This is a genomic window from Polaromonas sp. P2_G11, from assembly GCF_056403595.1.
On record NZ_JBFUFE010000004.1, the window covers coordinates 544,821 to 561,930 of the forward strand.

The 17,110-nt window shown below is 64.2% G+C and carries 20 protein-coding genes; 11 read left to right on the forward strand and 9 right to left on the reverse strand.

What is annotated here, in order from left to right:
* The first annotated feature begins 54 nt into the window (after positions 1 to 54).
* The 3 genes from AC1DWQ_RS16635 to AC1DWQ_RS16645 are packed head-to-tail and all read left to right on the forward strand — an operon-like array spanning position 55 to position 2,051.
* On the forward strand, positions 55 to 708 hold the full coding sequence (locus AC1DWQ_RS16635) for a hypothetical protein (RefSeq protein ID WP_477670634.1): 654 nt from the start codon (positions 55 to 57) through the stop codon (positions 706 to 708).
* Between the two features lie 13 nt (positions 709 to 721).
* On the forward strand, positions 722 to 1,633 hold the full coding sequence (locus tag AC1DWQ_RS16640) for a phosphoribosylaminoimidazolesuccinocarboxamide synthase (RefSeq protein WP_477670635.1): 912 nt from the start codon (positions 722 to 724) through the stop codon (positions 1,631 to 1,633).
* Between the two features lie 28 nt (positions 1,634 to 1,661).
* Positions 1,662 to 2,051 carry a hypothetical protein gene (locus AC1DWQ_RS16645; RefSeq protein ID WP_457282404.1) on the forward strand — a complete coding sequence of 130 codons (390 nt, stop codon included), beginning with the start codon at positions 1,662 to 1,664 and terminating at the stop codon, positions 2,049 to 2,051.
* A gap of 3 nt (positions 2,052 to 2,054) precedes the next feature.
* Here the strand turns inward: AC1DWQ_RS16645 and trxA are convergent, their stop codons facing one another.
* The gene (gene trxA, locus AC1DWQ_RS16650) at positions 2,055 to 2,954 is read right to left on the reverse strand and encodes a thioredoxin (RefSeq protein WP_477670636.1); all 900 of its coding nucleotides are present in this window, start codon (positions 2,952 to 2,954) and stop codon (positions 2,055 to 2,057) included.
* A 160-nt stretch (positions 2,955 to 3,114) separates the two neighbouring features.
* On the opposite strand from trxA, the gene purE reads away from it, so the two are divergent.
* The 3 genes from purE to AC1DWQ_RS16665 are packed head-to-tail and all read left to right on the forward strand — an operon-like array spanning position 3,115 to position 5,884.
* Positions 3,115 to 3,624 (forward strand): 5-(carboxyamino)imidazole ribonucleotide mutase, encoded by a 510-nt coding sequence (purE, locus tag AC1DWQ_RS16655; RefSeq protein ID WP_457282402.1) that lies wholly within the window; start codon positions 3,115 to 3,117, stop codon positions 3,622 to 3,624.
* A complete protein-coding gene (locus AC1DWQ_RS16660) occupies positions 3,621 to 4,889 on the forward strand; it encodes a 5-(carboxyamino)imidazole ribonucleotide synthase (protein WP_477670637.1) in 1,269 nt (422 codons plus the stop codon). The genes purE and AC1DWQ_RS16660 overlap by 4 nt, the downstream gene beginning before the upstream one ends.
* Entirely contained in the window at positions 4,889 to 5,884 is a 996-nt protein-coding gene (locus tag AC1DWQ_RS16665) for an L-threonylcarbamoyladenylate synthase (protein ID WP_477670638.1), read from the forward strand. The genes AC1DWQ_RS16660 and AC1DWQ_RS16665 overlap by 1 nt, the downstream gene beginning before the upstream one ends.
* 196 nt (positions 5,885 to 6,080) lie before the next feature.
* On the opposite strand, the gene AC1DWQ_RS16670 is transcribed toward AC1DWQ_RS16665, so the two are convergent.
* A complete protein-coding gene (locus tag AC1DWQ_RS16670) occupies positions 6,081 to 6,344 on the reverse strand; it encodes a SemiSWEET transporter (protein ID WP_457282398.1) in 264 nt (87 codons plus the stop codon).
* Positions 6,341 to 7,846, reverse strand: coding sequence for a D-alanyl-D-alanine carboxypeptidase/D-alanyl-D-alanine endopeptidase (gene dacB, locus AC1DWQ_RS16675; RefSeq protein WP_477670639.1), 1,506 nt, complete (start codon positions 7,844 to 7,846; stop codon positions 6,341 to 6,343). The genes AC1DWQ_RS16670 and dacB overlap by 4 nt, the downstream gene beginning before the upstream one ends.
* Positions 7,847 to 8,022: 176 nt before the next feature.
* Between dacB and tsaB the strand changes: the two genes are divergently transcribed.
* From tsaB to AC1DWQ_RS16690, 3 genes are read left to right on the forward strand one after another with little or no spacing between them, the layout of a single operon-like run.
* Positions 8,023 to 8,778: a tRNA (adenosine(37)-N6)-threonylcarbamoyltransferase complex dimerization subunit type 1 TsaB gene (tsaB, locus tag AC1DWQ_RS16680; RefSeq protein ID WP_477670640.1), complete on the forward strand. Its 756-nt coding sequence runs from the start codon at positions 8,023 to 8,025 to the stop codon at positions 8,776 to 8,778.
* On the forward strand, positions 8,775 to 9,254 hold the full coding sequence (gene rimI / locus AC1DWQ_RS16685) for a ribosomal protein S18-alanine N-acetyltransferase (RefSeq protein ID WP_477670641.1): 480 nt from the start codon (positions 8,775 to 8,777) through the stop codon (positions 9,252 to 9,254). Before tsaB ends, rimI begins: the two co-directional genes overlap by 4 nt.
* Entirely contained in the window at positions 9,251 to 10,027 is a 777-nt protein-coding gene (locus tag AC1DWQ_RS16690; protein ID WP_477670642.1) for a uracil-DNA glycosylase family protein, read from the forward strand. Before rimI ends, AC1DWQ_RS16690 begins: the two co-directional genes overlap by 4 nt.
* A gap of 6 nt (positions 10,028 to 10,033) precedes the next feature.
* On the opposite strand, the gene AC1DWQ_RS16695 is transcribed toward AC1DWQ_RS16690, so the two are convergent.
* The 3 genes from AC1DWQ_RS16695 to AC1DWQ_RS16705 form a co-directional block, all read right to left on the reverse strand.
* Positions 10,034 to 10,921 carry a DMT family transporter gene (locus AC1DWQ_RS16695; protein WP_477670643.1) on the reverse strand — a complete coding sequence of 296 codons (888 nt, stop codon included), beginning with the start codon at positions 10,919 to 10,921 and terminating at the stop codon, positions 10,034 to 10,036.
* Between the two features lie 160 nt (positions 10,922 to 11,081).
* Positions 11,082 to 11,861 (reverse strand): hypothetical protein, encoded by a 780-nt coding sequence (locus AC1DWQ_RS16700; protein ID WP_477670644.1) that lies wholly within the window; start codon positions 11,859 to 11,861, stop codon positions 11,082 to 11,084.
* Positions 11,862 to 11,882: 21 nt separating this feature from the next.
* Positions 11,883 to 12,779, reverse strand: coding sequence for a cupin-like domain-containing protein (locus tag AC1DWQ_RS16705; protein ID WP_477670645.1), 897 nt, complete (start codon positions 12,777 to 12,779; stop codon positions 11,883 to 11,885).
* Between the two features lie 199 nt (positions 12,780 to 12,978).
* On the opposite strand from AC1DWQ_RS16705, the gene pyrF reads away from it, so the two are divergent.
* A complete protein-coding gene (gene pyrF, locus AC1DWQ_RS16710) occupies positions 12,979 to 13,815 on the forward strand; it encodes an orotidine-5'-phosphate decarboxylase (protein ID WP_477670646.1) in 837 nt (278 codons plus the stop codon).
* Positions 13,816 to 14,055: 240 nt separating this feature from the next.
* On the opposite strand, the gene AC1DWQ_RS16715 is transcribed toward pyrF, so the two are convergent.
* A complete protein-coding gene (locus AC1DWQ_RS16715) occupies positions 14,056 to 14,700 on the reverse strand; it encodes an NAD(P)-dependent oxidoreductase (RefSeq protein WP_477670647.1) in 645 nt (214 codons plus the stop codon).
* A gap of 98 nt (positions 14,701 to 14,798) precedes the next feature.
* Between AC1DWQ_RS16715 and AC1DWQ_RS16720 the strand changes: the two genes are divergently transcribed.
* Positions 14,799 to 15,725, forward strand: coding sequence for a LysR family transcriptional regulator (locus AC1DWQ_RS16720; protein WP_477670648.1), 927 nt, complete (start codon positions 14,799 to 14,801; stop codon positions 15,723 to 15,725).
* Here the strand turns inward: AC1DWQ_RS16720 and AC1DWQ_RS16725 are convergent.
* Complete coding sequence (locus tag AC1DWQ_RS16725) at positions 15,700 to 16,620, reverse strand: EamA family transporter (RefSeq protein ID WP_477670649.1); 921 nt, start codon at positions 16,618 to 16,620, stop codon at positions 15,700 to 15,702. The genes AC1DWQ_RS16720 and AC1DWQ_RS16725 overlap by 26 nt on opposite strands.
* A 17-nt stretch (positions 16,621 to 16,637) precedes the next feature.
* Positions 16,638 to 17,084 carry an acyl-CoA thioesterase gene (locus tag AC1DWQ_RS16730; RefSeq protein WP_477647199.1) on the reverse strand — a complete coding sequence of 149 codons (447 nt, stop codon included), beginning with the start codon at positions 17,082 to 17,084 and terminating at the stop codon, positions 16,638 to 16,640.
* Between the last annotated feature and the right edge of the window lie 26 nt (positions 17,085 to 17,110).

Below are 17,110 nucleotides of genomic sequence, written 5' to 3' on the forward strand. Positions count from 1 at the left end.
GTGTTCCCACTTTCCTTCGTGTCGCTTAGGGCGGCTGCTTTGGTGCCGTTTGTCATGCTGCTCACATCGTGTGCGGCGCCACAGCGGCCGATCGTCGAAAAAACAGGTTTCGTGCCGTACGCCCAGATGCAGTTGTCCGGGCAGTTCGAAACCGTGACCCTGACGCGCGAGAATTTTGGGGCCACCGCGAAACGTTGCATGCCGTCCTGGACCGAGCGCAGCACTACGGCGGTGCTGGGTAACTGGAAGCTTCCGTTGCCGCGGGGAACCACAGTGATCCACGGCCATGAGCGCGATGCCGGCTACCTTGTCGTGACGGGATCCACTGCCGTCTGCATCGCACAGTCGGAGGGTAAGCACCCTATCCTGGCCGGTGAAGCCTTCTACAAGACCATCAATCCTTCAGGTGTTCCGCCTGATGTTTCCGAAGGCTGGTACCTGCAAATTGCAGCCGCCATCGCGCGCACCGGCACGGCCAGCGTGATCTACAAATTCAGCAATGGCAATGCGCAGCTCAGCAAATACTGGATCGAGCCGGCTTCTTCCTCGCCTTCGAGCCTGAGCTACTGGACCGAATTCAAGCGCGCCGGCGAATGGTCTGCGGCGCCCTCGGACATCGTGCTCTCGCACCCGGCACTTGCCAGCGTTTCTTCCATCAAGTACGGCTCACAATTCTCCAAGCCGTTCCTGAGCCACCGGTTCAATTGACATGGATCCATTGATGACAGTTCCTGCTCTCCATACTTCCGCCCTGACCTCCCTGCCCCTGCTCGCGCGTGGCAAGGTGCGCGATAACTACGCCGTGGGTAAAGACAGGCTGCTGATGGTGGCCAGCGACCGGCTGAGTGCATTCGATGTCATCCTGGGTGAGCCGATTCCCGGCAAGGGCGCGCTGCTCACGCAGATGGCGCTGTTCTGGTTTGGCAAGCTCGGCCACATCTGCCCCAACCACTTGACAGGCGAGACGCCCGAAAGCGTGGTCACGCCGGCCGAGGTGCCGCAGGTCGTGAACCGCTCCATGCTGGTCAAGCGCCTCAAGCCCATCCCGGTCGAAGCCGTGGTGCGCGGCTACCTGGCCGGCAGCGGCTGGAAGGAATACCAGGAGAGCCAGGCCGTCTGCGGCGTACCGCTACCCGCGGGCCTGAAGAACGCCGGAAAACTGCCCGAGCCCATCTTCACACCGGCCGCCAAAGCCGAAGCCGGCGAGCACGACGAAAACATCAGTTACGAGCAGGTCGTCAAGGTTGTGGGCCCCGAACTCGCCGCGCAGATTAAAAAGATCAGCATCGAGATCTATAGCACCGCCGCCGCCTTCGCCTTGACCAAGGGCATCATCATTGCCGACACCAAATTCGAATTCGGCCTTGATGAGAATGGCGTGCTTACGCTGATGGACGAGGTACTGACACCGGATTCGTCACGCTACTGGCCGATTGAAGGCTATGAAGCGGCCTACGCGGCTGGCCAGAACCCGCCCAGCTACGACAAGCAGTTTGTGCGCGACTGGCTTGAAAGCGTACGCATCAACGGCAAGCCCTGGGACAAAACCCCGCCTGCGCCGCACCTGCCGGCCGATGTGGTTGCCAAGACCGCTGCCAAGTACCAGGAAGCCTTGGCCCGCCTGACGGCCTGAGGCACGGCAGCAGTCGCCGGCGCTCTCCATGGAGTTCCTGCTCGAGTTGCTGTTCGAATTTTTCGGTGAACTGTTTTTGCAGCTCTTCGGTGAGTTTTTTGGCGGTGTTTTCAAGGCGGCCTGGTACAAGCTGCACGGACGCGACCATGAGCTCACTCCCGTGCAGGAAGCTGCCTGGTCTGTGGCTACAGGTGTTGGCGCCGGCCTCCTCACCGTGCTGGTGGTGCCTCATCTGGCGATTCGCCTGCACTGGCTGCAAATTCTCAATCTGCTGCTTGCCCCTTTGCTGGCGGGGCTGCTGGTCGAAAGGGCTCGTGCGTGGCGCGAATCGCGCCGTGAATTCAGCGTTGAGGTGGCAGGCTATGCCGCGCTGTTCGGGTTTGCTTTTGCCTTGACGCGCTGGCTGTTTGGCCAATAAGCCCTAGCTCAAGACGACGCTGCTGAGGCGCCGACGGTACGTCGCCACGGTCGCATCTTCCGGCGGGATTTGCCCATCAGCCACCTTGGGCTTGGGCGCTTCCATGACGTCGAGCACGGCGATGTAGGTCTTGCGGGCCAGGTCTTCGCTCCAGGCCTTGTCGCGCATCAGGATTTCCAGCAACTCGTCCAGCGCCTCGGTCCAGCGCTGCTGTGCCATGAGCCAGCGGGCTTTGTCAAAACGTGCTTCGAAGTCGCGTTTGTTGGCCGTAATCTTTGCATCAAAACCGGCTGCGGCGCCCACTCCATAAGCGCCGACAGCTACAAAATCCATAGCATCCATCCAGCGCTTGAGCGAGTCAAAACGCCGCACCACCGTGGTCTGGGCGATCACCGGCGCAAACGCCACCTTGGCGTCGTCTTCGCGGCCCAGCTGCAGCAGCAGCTTCACATAGTCAAAGCGGGCGTTGTCGTCGGCCGGGTTGGCGGCGACGGCATGCTGGAGTTTTTCCAGCACGGCAGTGGGGTCGGTGCTTTCTTCTTCGAGCGCGAGTTCCTGCTCTTCGGGCTGCTCTTCAGCCGGCGGCAAATGCTTGTCGAGAAATTCCTTGACCTTGCCTTCGGGCAGGGCGCCGGCAAAACCGTCCACCGGCTGGCCGTTCATCATCAGGATGCAGGTGGGGATGCTCCGGATGCCGAAAGCGGCACCCAGTTGCTGCTCCTGGTCGGAGTCGATCTTGACCAGCTTGAAGCGCCCGGCATATTCCACTTCCACTTTTTCAAGGATGGGCCCGAGCGACTTGCAGGGGCCGCACCAGGGCGCCCAGAAGTCGATCAGCACAGGCGTGGTCATGGATGCGGCAACGACTTCCGCTTCAAAGTTGGCAATGGTGACGTCGATCATGGTCTGGCAAAGTTGGGGTATCGGGGCCGGTTTTCAACCGGGTCGGCGCAGCTGGACGCCTGAGAGGCAAGAGCGTAGCACGCACGGCCCGGCCCTTGCGGTGGCCTGCCCTTAAAATCATGGGGTTAGAACCTGCAACCCCGGCCTTGAAGGTCCCCGCATGACAACAAGCAACAATTCGGCAAAACCCCTGGTGGGTGTGGTGATGGGCTCCAGCAGCGACTGGGAGACCATGCAGCACGCCGTGCAGATCCTGACGCAATTCGGCATTGCGCACGAAGCCCGGGTGGTGTCGGCCCACCGCATGCCCGACGAGCTGTTTGCCTATGCCGAAGGTGCCGGCGGTCGCGGCTTGCAGGCCATCATTGCCGGCGCTGGCGGCGCAGCGCACCTGCCCGGCATGCTGGCCGCCAAAACCACTGTGCCGGTGCTGGGCGTTCCCGTGGCCAGCAAGCATTTGCAGGGCGTGGACTCGCTGCACAGCATCGTGCAGATGCCCAAGGGCATTCCGGTCGCCACCTTTGCCATCGGCAACGCCGGCGCAGCCAATGCAGCCCTGTTCGCGGTGGCCATGCTGGCCCTGCACAACCCGGCGCTGGCCGCCCAATTGCAGGCTTTCCGTGCAGAGCAAACCGCTGCCGCGCACGCCATGACGCTGCCGCCAGCATGACCGCCTCCACCTCTTCCCGGGCCGCCTCCAGCCTGCCGGAGTTGCCTATTTTTCCCGGCACGGCCTCGGCCTCCGGCCAGCCCGCTACCCTCGGCGTGATGGGCGGCGGCCAGCTGGGCCGCATGTTTGTGCATGCCGCGCAGCGCCTGGGTTATTTCACGGCGGTGCTGGACCCCGATCCGCAAAGCCCCGCGGGCCTGGTGAGCCATCACCACATCCAGGCCGGCTACAGCGATGAAAAAGGGCTGACCCAACTGGCCGCACTGTGCGCCGCCGTCACCACCGAATTTGAAAACGTGCCCGCCGGCGCGCTGCAGGCGCTGGCCGCCAGCCGGCCCGTGGCACCCGGCGCTGCCGCCGTGGCCATCGCGCAAAACCGCATCGAGGAAAAATCCCACTTCACCGCCAGCGCTGCTGAATCCGGCGTGCTGGCCGGCGTTACCTGCGCACCCTACGCCGTGATTGAAACAGCCGGGCAGCTGAAGGCCGTGCCGGCCGGCTTGCTGCCCGGCATCCTCAAGACCGCGCGCATGGGCTACGACGGCAAGGGCCAGGTCCGCGTCAAGAATGCGGACGAACTGGCCACCGCCTGGGCTGGCCTGAAGCAGGTGCCCTGTGTGCTCGAAAAAATGCTGCCGCTCAAGGCCGAGTGCTCGGTCATCGTGGCGCGCGGCTGGGACGGCAGCGTCGTGAGTTTTGCGCCCCAGCTGAATGTGCATGTCGACGGCATCCTCGCGGTGACGCAAGCTTATGAAGGAAATATGCCTGCAGCGCTTGCTGGTCGTGCGCAAGCAGCTACCAAAACCATAGCAAAACACATTGACTATGTCGGCGTGCTCTGCGTCGAGTTCTTCCTGGTGGACGACGGCAGCGCCGATGGCGCGCTCATCGTCAATGAAATGGCGCCACGCCCGCACAACAGCGGCCACTACACGATGGACGCCTGTGACGTGTCGCAGTTCGACCTGCAGGTGCATGCCATGGCCGGCCTGCCGCTGCCGCAGCCGCGCCAGCATTCACCGGCCATCATGCTCAACCTGCTGGGAGATGTGTGGTTTGACGCTCACGGAAAGATGCGCACGCCCGACTGGCAGGCCGTGCTGGCACTGCCCGGCACGCACCTGCATCTCTACGGCAAAACCGAAGCCCGCACCGGCCGCAAGATGGGCCATCTCAACATCACAGGCCCCGACGTCGCTTCAGTCAAGGCCACGGCACGCCAGGTTGCATCCATCCTGGGCCTGCCCGGCCTGGACGCCCTCTGATGATTCTTCCCGGTACGGACCCTGAGGCCATTCTTGAAGCCGCACGCCGCATCCGGGCCGGCGGGCTGGTGGGCTTCCCGACGGAGACGGTGTACGGCCTGGGCGCCGACGCTTCCAGCGATCAAGCCGTCGCCGGAATTTTTGAAGCCAAGGGCCGACCGTCCGACCATCCGCTCATCGTGCACGTGGCCGATGCGGCACACGTAGACGCTTACGCCAGCAGCGTGCCGCCGTTTGCCGCGCGCCTGATGAAAGCCTTCTGGCCCGGGCCGCTCACCGTGATCCTGCCGCGCAAGGAAGGCGTGGCGGCGGCCGCGGCCGGCGGCCAGGATTCCATCGGCCTGCGCTGCCCCTCACACCCTGTCGCGCTGGCTTTTCTGAAGGCTTGCGACACCGGCGTGGCCGGCCCCAGCGCCAACCGTTTCGGCCGCGTCAGCCCCACCACCGCGCAGCACGTGCAGCAAGAGTTTGGCGACAGCCTGCTGGTGCTCGATGGCGGGCCCTGTGATGTCGGCATCGAGTCCAGCATCGTCGACTGCACGCGCGGGCGCCCCGTGCTGCTGCGCCCGGGCATCCTCACGCGCGCACAACTGGAAGCAGCATGCGGCGAAGCCGTACTGGGCAAGGACGAATTTGAGCAGCAAGCCCTGGGCGCAGGCGATGCGCCACGTGCTTCCGGCACGCTGGAAGCGCACTACGCGCCCGACGCCAAGGTGCGCCTGATGGACGCCGGCCCCATACAAACCGCACTCGATTTGCTGGGCGCCGACGCGGCCCACATCGCCGTCTTCGCGCGCAGCATCGTGCGCATCAAGTCCGACAAGGTGTTGTACCGCCGCATGCCTGACGATGCACTGGCCACCGCACAGCAACTGTTTGCCGTGTTGCGCGACTTTGATACCAAAGGCGTCAAGCTGATCTGGATTGAAAACCCGCCGGCCGATGCCGGGTGGGACGGTGTGCGCGACCGGCTGCAGCGGGCTGCCGCGAGCTGAGGCGCCCTTCCCGGGAGGCCGCTAAGGTGTTTGCCCAAATTTCGGGCATTGTGGCGCAATGCCGCGCCAAGCGGTGTTTTCGTCCACAAGTCCCGCCGCCATCAACAGCCTTGTCCACAGGCGGCAGGGATAACTTGCAGGCACTTCGACGAAGCATCCGTGCCTGCCGCGCGGGGCGTGTATGGCATCGGGCTATTCAGTCACCGCGCCCGTACACCAGCTTCATCACCAGAATGGCCAGCGCCAGCCCCAGCGTGACGGCGTTCGCCAGCACGATGGGCCAGGCGCCCGCCAGCACGCCGTAGGCCAGCCAGAGTGCCACGCCAACGGTAAAGGCGCTGTACATCGCCAGTGAAATGCCGCTGACATCGCGGCTGCGAAAGGTCAGCCAGGCCTGCGGCGCAAAGCTCGCCGTGGTCAGCACGGCTGCCAGAAAGCCCACGATGTCTGTGGCGTTCATCGCTTGCCCTCCTTGACGGCCCATTCCAGCATGGCGTCCAGTGCCGGGCGCGCAGCGGGCGCGTTCGGGTGGTTGATCAGCCCCACCACGATGTAGCGTGCGCCGCTGTCGCCATTGGCATAACCGGCAACCGCGGTCACGTCGCGCAGCGAGCCGGTCTTGACGAAAGCCAGTCCGGCCACCGGCCTGGCGCGTTCGCGCATGGTGGCGTCGGTGCCGGCCACCGGCAGCGAATCGGCGAGATCAGCGGCAAAAGGGCTTTTTGCGGCGTGCTGCAGCAGGGCCGACAGGCTGGCGGCGCTGATGCGTTCATCGCGGCTCAGGCCCGAGCCGTTGTCCATCACCGGGGGCGTGCTGCCGGGCAGGCTTTTGCGCCACCAGGCGGTGAGCGCTGCGCGCGCAGATTCAAGCGTGCCGGCCTTGGGCTGGCCCAGGCCGGCCCAAAGCCCGAGTGTCAAAAAGAGGTGCTGGGCCATGATGTTGTTGGAGTATTTGTTGACGTCGCGCACCATTTCCAGCAATGGCGGCGACTGGTATTCAAACCGCACTGCGGCCTTTTCGCCCGAGAGGGTGCCGGTCCTGCGCAGCATGGCCAGCTCTGCCGGCGTGGCGTCGCGCACTGTGCCCGTCAGCAGGCCACCCAGTTGCCGCCACGAGCCTTCGATGGCGCGTGCCGCAAAGCTCACGGGGTCGGAATAGGCGCTGGGCCACACCTTTTCGCCGCAGGCCGAAGAATAGGTACCCAGGAATTCGATGTTGACGGGATTTTCAACACTGGCGCGCAGCTCGCTGCGCCAGTCGCCGCAGCGCGCCACACGCACGATCGGCACCGTCGTGCCCACCTGCACACCTGCCAGCGGCGGCTCATAGCGCACCAGCGCGCGGCCGTTGGGCAGGTCCGGCGTGAAGGTCATCACGATGGTTTTGAAATTGATCAGCAGCGCATCGGGCCGGGCGTTGTAGGGCCGCAGCGGCTCGCCGTCAAATTCGCCCGGATCGGTGGGCGGCACGCTGAAGGCGCTGCGGTCCAGCACGATGTCGCCGCGGATCGCCCGCGCCCCGCCGGCCTGCACCTCGGCCAGCAGGGCCTGCAGGCGTTCAACGACCAGCTTGGGGTCGCCGCCGCCCTGTACCACCATGTTGCCGTTGAGCAGGCCGCCCGAGGCGCTGCCGTCCAGTATCACCTTCGTCTTCCAGGTGAAGTCGCGGCCCAGCGCGTCGAGCGCCGAATACGTGGTCACCAGTTTCATGACGGAGGCAGGGTTCATCGGCACATCGGCGCGCCAGCTCAGGCGCGGCACCGGTTTGCCGCTGCCGGCTTCCACCACCAGCATGGACACCGCATCGCGCGGTACCCTGGCGCGCGACAGGGCTTTTTCAATCGGGGCCGGCAGGCGTGCGGTTTGTGCCAGGCCGGGGCTTGCGGCCAGGGCTGCCATGGCCGCCAGGGCAGCCAGCGCAACAGTGTGTGTCGTGCGCGGGCGCAGCAAGTCGTGGGTCATGCGGGGATTATCGCGGTTGAGCGTTCTGCAAGGCATTGCCGGTGGGCGCCGGGGTGGCCGGCCATTGGCGCGGATAATCAGGGCTTACCCATCGGCCCCAGCCTCCGGGTACCCGCAGATTGCTATGAATTTAATAGCTGCTTGCGCCTGATATATAAGGGCATGAGCCCGATTTAATGCCTGAACTTGTGAAATTCCTCGCTTTTGACACCAGCACCGACCGCATGTCCGTGGCGCTGACCGACGGTGCGCGTGTCTGGCAGCACAACGGCCCGGGCGGCGCGCAGGCTTCCACCACGCTGATCCCCGCCATCCTGGCGCTGCTGGCCGAGGCTGGCCTGGCGCTGGGCGAGCTGGATGCCATCGCCTTCGGGCGCGGCCCCGGCTCCTTTACCGGCCTGCGCACGGCCTGCGCGGTGGCGCAAGGCCTGGCGCTGGGCGCCAACCAGGGCGCCGGCATTCCCGTGCTGCCTGTCGACACGCCGATGGCTGTGGCCGAAGAAGCGCGCTTTCAGCAGCAGGGTGATGGCGATGCGACCCTGCGCGTCACCGCGCTGCTGGATGCGCGCATGGACGAAATGTATGTGCAGGGTTTTGAGTTCAGCGGCGGGCACTGCCGGGCGCTCGGCGAATGCGGGCTGGTCCGGCCTGAAAACCTGGTGCCTGACACTGCGGCCGGTTTGTTCGCGGGCAATGTTTTTGCGGTATACGCCGGGCGGTTGCCGGACAGCCTTGCGGCATTTGCGCAGGCCGAGGCCCTGCCCACCGCCACCGCCATGCTGCGCCTGGCGCCGCAGCTGGCTGCTGCCGGGCTGTGCGTCAGCGCCGACCTCGCCCTGCCGCTCTACGTTCGCGATAAAGTAGCGCTGACCACCGAAGAGCGCGACCAGGTCAAGGCCGCCAAGCTGGCCGCCGCTCCACCCCTTTCATGAACGCCATCCTCAAGCCCCTCGAAGCCCAGTTCGAAGCCATGACAACTGCATGGCTGGATGAGGTGGTGCGCGTGGAAAAAACCGCGTATGACCACCCCTGGACGCACGGCAATTTCAACGATTCGCTCAACGCCGGCTACCAGGCGCAACTGCTCACTGCCGGCAACCCGCCCGACGCCGTGCTGCTCGGTTATTTCGTGGCCATGAAGGGCGTTGACGAAGTACACCTGCTCAACATCACCGTGGCCCCCGAACACCAGCGCCAGGGCTGGGCCCGCATCATGCTGGATGCGCTGGCCCTCTGGTCGCGCGGAGAGGGCGCGCAGTGGCTGTGGCTGGAAGTGCGCGTGAGCAATGTGCGGGCCAAGGCCATCTATGAACGCTACGGCTTTCGCCATGTCGGCACGCGCCGCAACTACTACCCGGACGGCGCTTCCACGCGCGAAGATGCGGTCGTCATGAGCCTGGCGCTATGAGCCTGGACCTCGACAAACGCCAGCGCGCCATGCTGCGCGAAATGGGTGTACGCGTGTGGTTGCCGGTCGCTGCTGCGCCTGCTGAAGCTGCCGTTGCTACTGATTTGGTAGCTGCTGGCGCACAGTCAGTAACGCCTGCAAGTGAATTTGATCAAAAAGTCAGTGCACCTTCCACGTCCGCTACGCCGCGTGAGGTTGCGCCGCCCGTGCGGCCCGTGCAGGCGCCGGTTCGCCCGCTGGCCGAAGCGCGCGAAACCGCTGCACCCGGCACGACGGCAGCGTGGCGCATGGGCAACGCGCAAGCCCTGTACGCTGACGCCGCCCATGCCGAAGGCGCACGCTGGCTGGTGCTGGCCGAAACGCCGGCGGCTGCGCTGCAGCGGGAGTCTTTCAACCCCTTTGAAGGCGATGCCGGCAAGCTGCTCGACAACATGCTGCGCGCTACGCGCCTGCACAAGGCTGGCATGGTGCTGCTGGCGCCGCTGGTCCGGCAGGCGGCATCCGGTGCGGGCGCCGGCCTGCCCGAAGCGCTGCCCGCCCTGGTGGCCAGCGCGCAGCCCGACGTCGTGCTCGTCATGGGCCGTCTGGCCGCGCAGGCGGTGTTGCAATCGACAGAGCCTTTCGGCAAACAGCGCGGCCAATTGCACAGCCTGCATGGAGCCCGCATGGTAGTGACCTACGACGCCACCTATTTGCTGCGCAACCCGGCCGACAAGGGCAAGGCCTGGGACGACCTGTGCCTGGCCATGAATTTGGTCACCAACCCGGGCTGATTTTTATCAGGCCTTAACTGCGCCACGGCTGGGCGCCAGCACCGAGGCAATCGCCACCACCATCAGCACCACGGCAGCCCAGTCCTGCCAGTGCAGCACTTCGCCCAGGCCCAGCGCGCCTGAAAACACCCCGAGGATGGGAATCATCATCACGCTCAGCGTGGAAGCCACCGGCGGGAGCGCGCGCGCCAGCGTGAACCACGCCGCGTGCGCAAAACCGAAAATCAGCACCGCGTTGTAAAGAATCGCGCCCCAGGTCGTGGGCGAAGGTGCCTTCCACTGCGGCATCTCAAACACGACACCCAACACGGTCAGCATCACGGCGGTCATCACCGTCATCCAGAACGACAGCGTCAGCGTCGCGGCCGGTATCGTGGTCTTGCGCAGCAGCTGCGTGCCCAGCGCCCACACCGCAGCTGCCACCAGCGCGCACAGCACACCCAGGGGGCTGCCCGACAGGTTGGTCATTTCATTCCACAGCAGCAGCGCCACGCCCAGCGCGGCAGCTGCCACCCCCAGCCAGTTGCGGGGCTTGAGCCTGGCGCCAAAAAACCAGGCGCCCAGCAGCGCCGAAAAAATCGGCATGGTGTAGCCCAGAATCGCCGCGCGGCCGCTGCTCAAGTTTTTGACGGCGAGGATGATCAGCGCATGCCAGACAAACATGTTGGCCGCCGCCAGCCAGAAAAGCTCACGCCACTTGCCCCGCGGCACCCAAAACGGCACCTTCAGCACCACCATGGCGATGCCCAGCACCGGAATGCCCAGCCAGATCGACATCGCCCGAAACGTCAAGGGTGGAAAGTCCGCAATCCCCAGTTTCATCACCGGCCAGTTCAGGCCCCAGACCAGGGTGAGCAGAACCAGCAGGATGAGTTGGCGTTGGGAGAGTTGCATGGAACTATTGTGCCCCCACGCTTTTCACTTCGTGTAATGCGCTGCCCCCCGAGGGGGCCGCCCGCCTGCGGTCTGGCAAAGCCAGTCCCGCGGCTCATGCTGGCCTGAAGATTCAGTGGAGTAACCAGCCCGGCTGGGCTGCGCAACACGGGTTGAACTGCTAAGCTGCCTCCGGCTCAGCGGCCGACTCTGTTCGTGCGGGCACCCCGTCGTCTTCTGGAATGGCATAGCGTGGCGCCAATGCTGCAAGCGACCTCAACACCGGGACGGGTACCAAGCGAAATAGCGGCGTCAGCCAGGGATACGGCACTCTGGATTTCAGAATGGCGCCGTAATCACACGAGGCTTCGTGGGGGAAGTAGTTCTCACGCACGGCCACAACCTCACAAAACCCCTTGCCGTGGTAGTAGCGCAGCTGGGGATCAACCGGCAAACCGGCCCGCGTAGCCCGTGCATAGGCCTCTACCGACGCACCTGGCTTGCGTTGCAAATGACGCTTGAGCCCGGGCATTGGCGAACCCAGGAAATATTTGCGGTTGCCACATTTCACAGCATAAAGATAGTTAAAGGCAATCAGCTGCAAAGCAGCGCCGGCATCCACGCTGGTCAGGCTGATGCCAAACAGGCAGCGTGATGCGTATTTGTTGCTGGGCACTTTGCCGTCCAAAGCGGCGCTCTTTTGCCAGTCGCCCGGGTTGACCCACTCTGCCTCTGTGGTGGGTTTGCAAAACAGCGATGCCAGCAGCTCACCCGTTTCTGCGCAAAATGCACCCCCGCTCAAATCGGGATGCGCGGCAATGCGTGATCGAAAGTCTTCTGCCGTAGCTTGCTGCTCTTCTGTCCATTGCTTGCGCTCCAGATCCAGCAAGGCCGGAATATCGCCGATACGCAGATTGCGGGTGATGTAGCGGTGCTTTTTGATGGTCGGCTTGGTTGTCATGGGTAACGGTATGCGTTGGTGTTAAAGGAGTTGACTGCCCGGAACTTCGGGGGCTGGTGGCGGGCGTGCGGCGCCTGAGTGGCAGGAGCAATTGCGAGTGCCCAAGGGTTGAAAGTCGTGCATCAGCTGCACGGCACCTGTGGCCACCCACAATCCAACGACCCGGGCCTTGCTGCCGAAAAATCCGCTCAGAAAAATGCTGGCCTGCAAATTCACCACCTCATGCCACCAACCATGAGGCACGTAGATGGCATCACCCGGATAGAGATCGACAGCAAACAGTGCGTCTGCCGGCACATCGCTTTGCGCCAGATCGCGCATGCCCACCGATGCCAGCTTGGCCCAGCGGTCATACTTCTTTGACAACGCACCCAGGTGCTCCACGGTGCCGGGGCGGGCCAGATAAAAGCGTTTGACTCCGCGCGTGAGCACCGCCAGGTTGTCCAGCAGGTCGTAATGCAAGCCTGTGTGTGCCCCTTGCGGGCCAATCCACGCGCTGCTGGAGACGATGTTGCCCGGCGGGAACCATGCATCTTGTTCCACGTCCTGGCGCAATGAGGGTATCTCCTTGAGCAGATCGAACTCTTTGAGGTATCCGATATGGGAGCCCTCTTCCTGCGCGGCTGTCTGCAACGCCAGCTGTGCCACATAGCGATCAAGTGTGGACGTCACAAACCGGGTGCTGGACCTCTCCCGATTACCCACCACCAAAGTCACGGGCTTGGCCCCGCCCAGATGGGCAAGGTGCTGAAATGTCCAGCGCTCCAGCGCTGCCCAGTTGCGCCCCATGCCCCGCAAAACAACAGGGCCATGACCTATCCACTCATGCCTCTGGGGAGACACCATCTCCGGCACGGCCCCGAGCCTGGAACGAGGTATCTCCAGCGGGCATTCGCCTTGACTGATCCGCAAATTCACAACGACCTCCTGCACTTGCAATGCGGTGATCGTAAAAATTCACTGTGAAATCCTCATGACGCTGGCGCTTGTTTTTTGTTGCGTCGTGTAAAACGCCAGACAGGTAGCCACTGGCGACAATCGCGCGTTTGGCATACAGGGGGTTCTCCATCAGGGGCACAGTGCAAGCTGCCGAGATCGTGGGAGCTTAAAATGGGACATGACTTTTCTCGACATGCTGGGCGCCGCAGAACGCCAGAACCGCTCCATGCTCTGCGTTGGCCTGGACCCTGAACCCGCGAAATTTCCCGGCAAGCTCAAGGGCGACGCCAACAAGATCTACGATTTCTGCGCGGCGATTGTTGACGCCACTGCCGACCTGGTGATTTCCTTCAAGCCGCAAATCGCCTACTTCGCCGCGCACCGCGCCGAAGGCCAGCTCGAACGCCTGATGGAACACATGCGCCGCGTGGCGCCGCAAGTGCCCATCATCCTGGATGCCAAGCGCGGCGACATCGGCAGCACGGCGGAGCAATATGCCAAGGAAGCCTTTGAGCGCTACGGTGCCGACGCGGTGACGCTCTCGCCCTTCATGGGGTTTGATTCGGTCGCGCCGTATTTGAAGTACGAAGGCAAGGGCGCTTTCCTGTTGTGCCGCACCTCCAACCCCGGCGGCGACGACCTGCAGAACCAGCGATTCGCCTCGATTGAAGGCCAGCCGCTGCTGTACGAGCATGTGGCGCGTCTGGCGCAAGGTCTGTGGAACCTCAATGGCCAGCTGGGGCTGGTGGTGGGGGCGACGTACCCGGCGGAGATTGAGCGTGTGCGGGCCGTGGCGCCTACCTTGCCTTTGCTGATTCCGGGTGTGGGGGCGCAAGGTGGCGATGCGGTGGCGACCGTGAAGGCGGGATGGCGGTCCGGCGCTCCCATCATCGTGAACTCGTCGCGCGCGATTTTGTATGCCTCTTCGGCGGATGATTTTGCGGAGGCTGCGCGGCGCGAGGCGGTGAAGACTCGGGATGTGCTGGAGGCGGCTCGGGGTGAGGCTTTGAAGTAGGCTGGTTTCTTACCCGGCGTTGTACTCTTTACTGAGAGTTGCTGGCCGGGGGTAGCCCGGCATGCAGGTAACTTTCTTTTGGCGAAGCAAAAGAAAAGTGAGTAGCTGCCGGGCTACCCCCGGCTAGCCGCCCTCAACAAAGAGCACGTCCTGAAAATCAGCCACAACCTCAAAAGAAATTGCTATTAATTGGATAGCTGCTTGCGCCCATGTCTATTGGTCCGGGGATCGATAAGACTATTAATTGGCAACCGTAAACCGGCGCCGAATATGCCGCGCGTTTTCAATTTCGTCCACGATGGCCACAGCCAGGTCAGGCACCGAAATACCGGCCGGCTTGTCACCCTGGCCGGGCAGCAGATCGTCCGCACCCAGCCGGTATTTGCCGGTGCGCTCGCCGGGTGCCAGGCCGATAGGGGGCGAGACAAAGCTCCAGTCCAGCGAGGTTTCGAGCTTGAGCTGGTTCAGCGCCTCGCGTGCGGCGAGCGCGCCCTGCTTGTATTGCGCGGGAAACTCAGGCGTGTCCACCAGCTGCAGGCCCGGCGCCACATACAGGCTGCCGGCACCGCCGACCACTAGCAGGCGTTTGACACCCGCCTGCTTGACGCCATTCACGATGGCTTTGCTGGCCTCCAGGTGCAGGTCGTGGATTTTCGGCTCGCTCCAGCCCGGGTTGTAGGCGCTGATGACGGCATCGTGGCCCGCCGCGGCTTTGGCCACCTGGCCGGCATTCAGTGCGTCGGCGGCGACCACGGTCAGGCCGGTTTGCGGGGTGACCTTGCCGGGGTTGCGGGCCAGCACGGTGACTTTGTGGCCGCGGCTTAGCAGTTCGGAAAGAATAGGTGCGCCGATAAAACCTGTGGCGCCGATCAGTGCGATGTTCATAAAAACTCCTGCGGGTTAAAAGAGCCTCTAGTGTCATTACTTCACAACGCTCTGAATAGACGGCAAAATTCGCTAACACTGTGAAGTAGAGCTAACTAATGAGCGATAAATCCATGGACCAGCTCAAGCGCATGGCCATTTTTGCCGAGGTGGTTGCCAAGGGGTCCTTGACTGCGGCGGCGCGGCAGCTGGGCATGACGCCTTCGGCCGTGAGCCAGCATTTGCGGCAGCTTGAGCAGTCGCTCGGCCTGGCCCTGCTGCACCGGTCCACGCGGCGCCTGACACTGACAGAAGCGGGTGAGCGCTACCACGCTGGTTGCGCCGCCATGGTGGCGGCTGCGCGCTCGGCGGAACAGGCGCTGGTGCGGCTGCGCGACGAACCCGAAGGCGAGCTGCGCCTGGCCGCGCCGGCCGGCTTTGGCGGCCTGCTGGCAGCGGCGCTGGCGCCGCTGCGCGGCTACCCCCGGCTCACGCTGCGCCTGTTGCTGGACGACAAGCTGGTTGACCTGATCAGCGAACGCGTGGACATCGCGGTGCGCGTGGGCGAGCTGGCCGACTCCAGCCTGGTGGCACGCAAGCTGGGCAATATGACGCGCCAGCTATGCGCCTCGCCGGCCTACCTGGCCGAACGGGGCTGGCCCGCCACGCCGCAGGATTTACTGCGCCACGACTGGCTGGCCAGCAAACCCAACAGCAGCAACAGCGCGGACATGCTGGAGCTGCTGGGCCCGTCTGGCGAACGCGCAACCCTGAGGCTGGAAGGCCGGGTGCAGGCTTCGCAGGTCACGGCGCTGCATGCGCTGGCCATAGCCGGCTGGGGCATCAGCATGGGTGTGAGCGAGGACGACCGCAAAGCGATGACCGAAGGCCGCTTGCTGCCGATATTGCCGGGCTGGCGCATGGCGGATGTTCCGGTCTACGCCGTCACGCCGCGGCGTGGTGAGCAGCCGGCCAAGGTGCGCTACGCGTTGGAGCTGCTGGCGGCCTGGTTCCTGGGCGTCAGGCCTGTTGCGGACGCGGCCTGAGCACCAGCCCGCCCAGCATCACACAAGCCAGCGCGGCCACTACAAACGCGACGCCGGCCCATTGCCAGGGCGTGACAACCTCGCCCAGTACCAGCATGCCGGTGGCCAGGCCCACCACCGGCACGCCCAGGCTGAAAGGCGCGACGCGATTGGCCGGGTGGCGCTTGAGCAGGTTGGTCCACAGGCTGTAGCCCAAAATGGTGGCCGCCCAGCCAAGGTAGGCTACAGCGGCCCAGCTGGAGGCACGCGCTTCCATCCAGTGCCAGCGCGCGGCCTCGGGGTCGAAGGCCCAGGACAGAGCGGCAAAGGGCAGTATCGCCACCAGGCTGCTCCAGACCACAAAGGCCAGCGGCGAATAATCGCTGTAGGTCTGCTGAACGCGACGCGCCACGATGTTGGACATGGCCCACATGGCCGCCGCGCACAGCGTAAGCACAAAGCCCAGCGGCGTGGTGGCGCCCGCGCCATTGGCGCCCACGTAGTTGAGCGCAAAGCAGGCCAAGCCCAGCGCCGCCAGCACCAGGCCCGCCTGCAGCGGCCGGCTGGCGCGCTCATGCAGCAGCACAAAGCCAAAGAGCGCCGTCCAGAACACCTGGGTCTGCTGCAGCACCGAGGCCAACGCCGCGGTCATGCCGACCTTGAGCGCCAGAAACAAGATGCCGAACTGGCCCACACCCTGAAAAAGGCCGTAGAACACGATCCACTTCCACGCGATTTTGGGCGGGCGGATCAGCAGCGCCAGCGGCAACACGGCAAACACATAACGGGCCGTGCCCAACTGAAAAGGCGTGAAATCGCGCAGCGCGAATTTCATCACCACGAAGTTAACGCCCCACAGCACGACGACCGTGAGGGCGGCCGCCAGATCGCGGCCCGTCAGAGCATTGGGCTGCATCCGCGCAAGACGTGAAGTCAGCCCAGCTGCATGGAGCGGGCTGCATCCAGGTGCGCTTTGACGCGCTGGGCCAGCGCGACGTCGCCGGGGGTCTCTGGCCGCCATTCCTGGGCGGGCAAGGCCTTGCCGTCCAGGTCTACCGCAACAAACACCACCAGGCATTCGGTGATGACCTGCATCTGCCCGACTTTCATGTCGCCGGCGCGCACTTCCACCGAGATGTTCAGGCTGGTCGTGCCGGTATAGGCCAGGCGGGCTTCGACTTCGACCAAGTCGCCGATCATGATGGGGCGCTGAAAACGTATGCTGCCCACCGACACGGTGACGCAATAACGTTTCGCCCAGCTGGTGGCGCAGGCGTAGCCGGCTTCGTCAATCCATTTCATGACGGTGCCGCCGTGCACTTTTCCGCCGAAGTTGACGGTGCTGGGTTCGGCCAGGAAGCGGAGGGTAATGGAGGACATGGGGGCTGCCGGTAGTTTTATGAGGT

Bases quoted from the DNA above. Each gene is read 5' to 3' on its own strand.
- AC1DWQ_RS16635 (WP_477670634.1), top strand. From the start codon at position 55: ATGCTGCTCACATCGTGTGCGGCGCCACAGCGGCCGATCGTCGAAAAA.
- AC1DWQ_RS16640 (WP_477670635.1), top strand. From the start codon at position 722: ATGACAGTTCCTGCTCTCCATACTTCCGCCCTGACCTCCCTGCCCCTG.
- AC1DWQ_RS16645 (WP_457282404.1), top strand. From the start codon at position 1,662: ATGGAGTTCCTGCTCGAGTTGCTGTTCGAATTTTTCGGTGAACTGTTT.
- trxA (WP_477670636.1), bottom strand. From the start codon at position 2,954: ATGATCGACGTCACCATTGCCAACTTTGAAGCGGAAGTCGTTGCCGCA.
- purE (WP_457282402.1), top strand. From the start codon at position 3,115: ATGACAACAAGCAACAATTCGGCAAAACCCCTGGTGGGTGTGGTGATG.
- AC1DWQ_RS16660 (WP_477670637.1), top strand. From the start codon at position 3,621: ATGACCGCCTCCACCTCTTCCCGGGCCGCCTCCAGCCTGCCGGAGTTG.
- AC1DWQ_RS16665 (WP_477670638.1), top strand. From the start codon at position 4,889: ATGATTCTTCCCGGTACGGACCCTGAGGCCATTCTTGAAGCCGCACGC.
- AC1DWQ_RS16670 (WP_457282398.1), bottom strand. From the start codon at position 6,344: ATGAACGCCACAGACATCGTGGGCTTTCTGGCAGCCGTGCTGACCACG.
- dacB (WP_477670639.1), bottom strand. From the start codon at position 7,846: ATGACCCACGACTTGCTGCGCCCGCGCACGACACACACTGTTGCGCTG.
- tsaB (WP_477670640.1), top strand. From the start codon at position 8,023: ATGCCTGAACTTGTGAAATTCCTCGCTTTTGACACCAGCACCGACCGC.
- rimI (WP_477670641.1), top strand. From the start codon at position 8,775: ATGAACGCCATCCTCAAGCCCCTCGAAGCCCAGTTCGAAGCCATGACA.
- AC1DWQ_RS16690 (WP_477670642.1), top strand. From the start codon at position 9,251: ATGAGCCTGGACCTCGACAAACGCCAGCGCGCCATGCTGCGCGAAATG.
- AC1DWQ_RS16695 (WP_477670643.1), bottom strand. From the start codon at position 10,921: ATGCAACTCTCCCAACGCCAACTCATCCTGCTGGTTCTGCTCACCCTG.
- AC1DWQ_RS16700 (WP_477670644.1), bottom strand. From the start codon at position 11,861: ATGACAACCAAGCCGACCATCAAAAAGCACCGCTACATCACCCGCAAT.
- pyrF (WP_477670646.1), top strand. From the start codon at position 12,979: ATGACTTTTCTCGACATGCTGGGCGCCGCAGAACGCCAGAACCGCTCC.
- AC1DWQ_RS16715 (WP_477670647.1), bottom strand. From the start codon at position 14,700: ATGAACATCGCACTGATCGGCGCCACAGGTTTTATCGGCGCACCTATT.
- AC1DWQ_RS16720 (WP_477670648.1), top strand. From the start codon at position 14,799: ATGAGCGATAAATCCATGGACCAGCTCAAGCGCATGGCCATTTTTGCC.
- AC1DWQ_RS16725 (WP_477670649.1), bottom strand. From the start codon at position 16,620: ATGCAGCCCAATGCTCTGACGGGCCGCGATCTGGCGGCCGCCCTCACG.
- AC1DWQ_RS16730 (WP_477647199.1), bottom strand. From the start codon at position 17,084: ATGTCCTCCATTACCCTCCGCTTCCTGGCCGAACCCAGCACCGTCAAC.